Source organism: Grimontia marina, assembly GCF_900060185.1.
Lineage (GTDB): Bacteria > Pseudomonadota > Gammaproteobacteria > Enterobacterales > Vibrionaceae > Enterovibrio > Enterovibrio marinus.
The window spans coordinates 1-4,778 of record NZ_FIZY01000109.1 but is presented as its reverse complement, the minus strand read 5'-3'; the positions used below and the strand labels follow the sequence as shown (position 1 = coordinate 4,778).

At 47.8% G+C, this 4,778-nt stretch carries 2 protein-coding genes and 1 pseudogene; all 3 read right to left on the bottom strand.

What is annotated here, in order from left to right; translation table 11 throughout:
• Positions 1-127: 127 nt before the first annotated feature.
• Positions 128-607 (bottom strand): annotated as a pseudogene (locus GMA8713_RS25075) (lyase family protein); the annotation flags it as partial.
• Between the two features lie 297 nt (positions 608-904).
• Positions 905-3,631 carry an aconitate hydratase AcnA gene (gene acnA / locus GMA8713_RS25070; protein ID WP_062715323.1) on the bottom strand — a complete coding sequence of 909 codons (2,727 nt, stop codon included), beginning with the start codon at positions 3,629-3,631 and terminating at the stop codon, positions 905-907.
• Positions 3,632-3,738: 107 nt separating this feature from the next.
• Positions 3,739-4,737: a protease modulator HflC gene (gene hflC, locus GMA8713_RS25065; RefSeq protein WP_062715321.1), complete on the bottom strand. Its 999-nt coding sequence runs from the start codon at positions 4,735-4,737 to the stop codon at positions 3,739-3,741.
• Positions 4,738-4,778: the final 41 nt, after the last annotated feature.

The window sequence follows — 4,778 nt, the reverse complement described above, 5'->3', positions numbered from 1 at the left end:
CACCTTCGCTTTAAATTCGGGTGAGTGGTTTCTACGTTTTCTTGTCATCATCTGCTCCAGTCTTTCTGGGGACTATCAAAACAGATCAATCACTTAAAGTCATGTCCGAAAATTGGGGGCCACTTCTAAGTGCCGGAAGCAGTTGATTCTCTATCATCAACGCGGCGCTAACCTGAATGGCAGTAGGGATCAAGTCATTGCTGCTCTGTCCCATGTTGACATGATCATTTGGGCTGACGGCATCACCAAGAAGGGCACCGGCAATCGTCGCGATCACCTCGTTGGCGTTCATGTTTGAGCTAGTGCCAGAGCCGGTTTGAAACACATCAATAGGGAACTGATCGAGGTGCTGACCATCTATGATCTGCTGTGACGCTTCAACGATTGCATCGGCAATGTCGCCTTGCAGCAATCCCAGCTGTGCATTGGTAATGGCCGCCGCTTGTTTGATATGCGCTAACGCCTTAATGAACATAACAGGCATGGTGTGACGGCTGAAATGGAAATTGTTTACCGCGCGCTGGGTCTGGGCTTGGTACAGAGCGCTAACGGGGACGCAGACCTCTCCCATACTGTCTTTTTCAGTTCTGAATGCCTGTGTCGTCATACTGTGTCCTTTTGATATTCATCCCGTGGGGGGGGGGAGTTATGCGATTCAGTTCGGATTAACCAAAACTTAAGCTCCCCGTCATGCCATGGCGAAAAATAGCGTTTAAGTGCCAGCAGCGAAGCAGGGATCACATCAAGGTAAACATGGTGAAGCGGTTGGCTGCGCCGCGGATCATCGATTGAAGCAAACAGGCCGAGATGTACCTGCATTGCATAGCGCTCAAGCCATAAAATCGTCTGGTACGTTTTCTTAAACGTAGCTTATCTGGCGCTAACGGTTTAGTGCTTTTAGAGGCTATCGCATATCCATTTCCAATTGGTTGAGGACATACTTGAGAATGCCACCCGAGTTGAAATACTCCAGCTCTTTTGGATTATCGATGCGTGCAATAACGGGAATGGTATGCTCCGAACCTTGAGCGGTTACGATGATAATATTTAGCTCTAGTAAGGGCTTAAGAGGTTCATTGGGCGCGATAAAAACCGTCTCATTCCCTTCCAGCGCGAATGCTATCAACTCACCGGGTCGCATTAGCTGAAGTGGCAAAACGCCCATACCGACCAAATTACTGCGATGAATCCGTTCAAATGATTCCGCGATGACCGCTTTTACGTTTAGTAGCAAACATCCTTTCGCCGCCCAATCCCGGCTGGAGCCTGAACCATAGTCTTTACCGGCAAAGATAACCAAAGGCACTTGAAACTCGAGTGACCTTTTGCTGGCATCGAAAATAGGTATGACAGGAGGCACTTTCTCAGTCGTCGACATGTTACAGTCATCCAGTTTGGTATCGCCGTAACATCGTGTGAAACCGCCTCTGATCGGGAAGGCGATTTTGTTTTCCAAGCGCAGATTTGAAAATGTCCCGCGAACCATGACGTGATGATTTCCTCTGCGTGCACCAAAACTATTGAACGCTTCTGGGCGAATGTTTTTTGAAAGCAAATAATGACCCGCCGGACTATGTTCAGAAATGCGCCCTGCGGGTGAAATATGGTCGGTTGTGATCGAATCCCCCAAAATGGCGAGTACGCGTGCTGATTCAATAGGAAAAGTGGGGGGGAGTAATTCCAAAAACGGAGGGCGTTGTATGTAGGTGGAGTTCTCATCCCATGGGTAACAAGCGCTGTCTTTCATCGACAATTGCTCCCACTCTTCATCACCCTCAGTGATATCGTCGTAGCTCAACCTAAAGTGGCTCTCATGCACGAGTTTCAGCATTTCATTGAGCATGGTTTGGCTTGGCCAAAGATCGCTGAGATAGACAGGTTCATTATTGCTGTTCAAAGCAATGGGTTCGTTTTCTAAGTCAATACAGGTCGTGCCCGCTAACGCAAACGCCACCACTAATGGTGGTGAAGCAAGCCAGTTCAGGTTAACGGCGGGGTGTATTCTGCCTTCAAAGTTGCGATTGCCCGATAACACGGCCGACACGTTAAGGCTTCTCTCTAAGATCTCTGCTTCGAGATTGTTTTTCAGAGGCCCAGAGTTACCAATGCATGTAGTGCAGCCGTATCCAACGCGATGAAATCCCAATAGATCGAGGTAATGTTGTAAGCCTGTATCATTGAGATATCGAGCGACAGCTAAGGATCCGGGTGCGAGAGATGTTTTGACGTAGTCAGGAACAGTCAGCCCTTTTTTCACTGCTGCCATAGCAACTAAGCCTGCAGTCAGCATAACAGCAGGGTTCGATGTGTTAGTGCATGAGGTGATGGCTGCAATGACAACATCACCATGATCTAAGTGAGCACCTGATTCCAAGCGTCCTGGTCGAGAACTCGAGGTTGAGGCACCTTCAATTGAACATTGGTCAAGAGTTGCCTGCTTAATTGCACTGATGTTAAGCCTATCTTGAGGTCGTTTGGGGCCAGCTATTGAAGGGACAACTTCAGATAAATCCACGACGACATCTTCATCATACTCAGGTGAAACAGTGTTCGTGTCCCACCATAGCTCTTGCTCTTGTGCGTAAGCACGCACTCGATCGACCAGTGAGGAGGGGCGGTTTGTCAGCGTTAAATAGGAAATAGTGTTTTCGTCAATCGGGAAAATACCACATGTCGCACCGTACTCTGGGGCCATATTGGCAAGCGTAGCACGGTCGGCCACAGATAAATGCGCGATGCCAGAACCATAATATTCAACAAATTTGCCGACCACCCCGTGTGATCTTAACCTTTCTGTTATCGTCAAAACCAAGTCAGTCGCGGTCACACATGGACGTAATTGGCCATCAAGACGTACGCCGACAACCCGTGGGACAGCGATAGTGAGCGGCAGACCTAACATTGCGGCTTCGGCTTCAATACCGCCCACTCCCCAACCAAGCACGCCTAACCCGTTTACCATCGTGGTGTGACTGTCGGTTCCTACCACAGTATCTGGTGTTAACACTCCATTTTCATCTACGCGAACAACGTGTGATAGATACTCCAGATTCACTTGATGGCAGATGCCTTTACCGGGCGGTATCACGGTCAGGTTACGGAAATTTTTTTGTGCCCATTTTAGGAAGGTATAGCGCTCTCTATTTCGCGCCATTTCAAGTGCACGATTCGTGTTTATTGAGGATTCTGAGCCAGACTGTTCAACAATTAGCGAGTGATCGATAACGAGATCGACCGGACACTTAGGCGTGACGTGACTTGGCTCCCCGCCAGCTTGTGCAACTGCATCTCTGATAGCGGCAAGATCGACCAAAGCCGGTATCCCGGTATAGTCCTGCATCAGCACTCTGCTAGGGTAGAAACTGAACTCTGTTGACTGACCAATGCGCTCTGAATCGAGAGTCGTATTTTTAAAGAGCAGTGCTTTAATAATTCGAGATGACGCATTTAAGTCAGATGTTTGCCGCATTACGTTTTCAATAAGCAAGCGCTTAGCAAAGGGCGTTTTTGACAGAACTGCCTGATAATCCTGAGCGATTTTTCTCAGTGACCAGTATTTATACTCAACGCCTTTGACATTGAGCGCCTTTTGATACGTTTGGTACCGTCCTTTTTTATTATTAGGAATCATGACTTATTTCCTTTTTTTCGTGTTTGACCTTTTATAGAGGGACAGCCCGGTCAGAAAGGCGACGTCTTTCCTCCTTGAAATTCAAAATTTGTGTGGGTTACTAGGTATCATTCTTCTAATTGGAGGGGCTTGTTCTGCGACGAAAGTGTCTCAAAGCCATTCAGAAAACGAAATAGTGCCCCATCAGTCGAGAGGATGACCGACGTATTGTCGGAAAAAACAGCGTCGTATGACCTTAATGTTCTGACAAACTCGAAAAACTCAACCGCCTCATCACTTTGATTGTATGCCCGTGAGTAGATCTCGGCGGCTTTAGCGTCCGCCGCCCCTCTGATCTCTTCCACTTCTCGATAAGCTTCAGACTGAATTTTATCCAAATCTCTCACTCTGTCACCGCGAATTCTTGCTGACTCGCCGTTGCCTTCAGATAAAAAACGTTCAGCGATCTGGCGACGTTCACTGATCATGCGTTCATAGATTTTTGGACGGACACTTTCATTGTAATTAATACGTTTGAAGCGGATATCAAGCAGCTCAATGCCAAATACCTGTATTTTTTGGGCTGCCGAGGTAAAGATCTCTTCTTCAACCCGTTTCCTTCCCTTGTAAATAGGCACAAGAGTGCCAATTTTTATCGTCTCTTCCATGTTGCCTATTAACCCATCTCGCACTGGCACTCTGTCTTTCGTTGTGCGGATCACCTCTATCAATTCATGTTTTGCAATCGCATTTCTGGTTTCGCTGCCGAGTATGTCGTCGAGCCTCGACTGGGCACTGCGCTCATCTCTGAGGCGAAGATAGTACTGGAGCGGGTCGACGATTTTCCATCGGGCAAATAATTCAACAGAGATATAAAGCTTATCTTTTGTTGGCATATCAGAAGGGGCGCCATCCCACTCCAACACCCGCTTTTCAACCACATTGACTTTCTGTATAAATGGCACCTTGATGTTTAGCCCAGGCGTCACCACGGGTGAACCGACGGGTTTACCAAACTGCGTAATGATCACTTGATCCACTTCATCCACCGTGTAGAGCGCACTGTATAACACCAACGTCACGACAGAGATAAGGGCGCTCACCACCCCAATGGTTTTGAATTTCATTGTCCTTCTCCCTGTCCGTCTTTAATGTTGAGTAGCGGCAG

What these genes read in the sequence shown, in the direction of transcription:
- acnA (WP_062715323.1), bottom strand. Translation starts at nt 3,631, where the DNA reads ATGATTCCTAATAATAAAAAAGGACGGTACCAAACGTATCAAAAGGCG.
- hflC (WP_062715321.1), bottom strand. Translation starts at nt 4,737, where the DNA reads ATGAAATTCAAAACCATTGGGGTGGTGAGCGCCCTTATCTCTGTCGTG.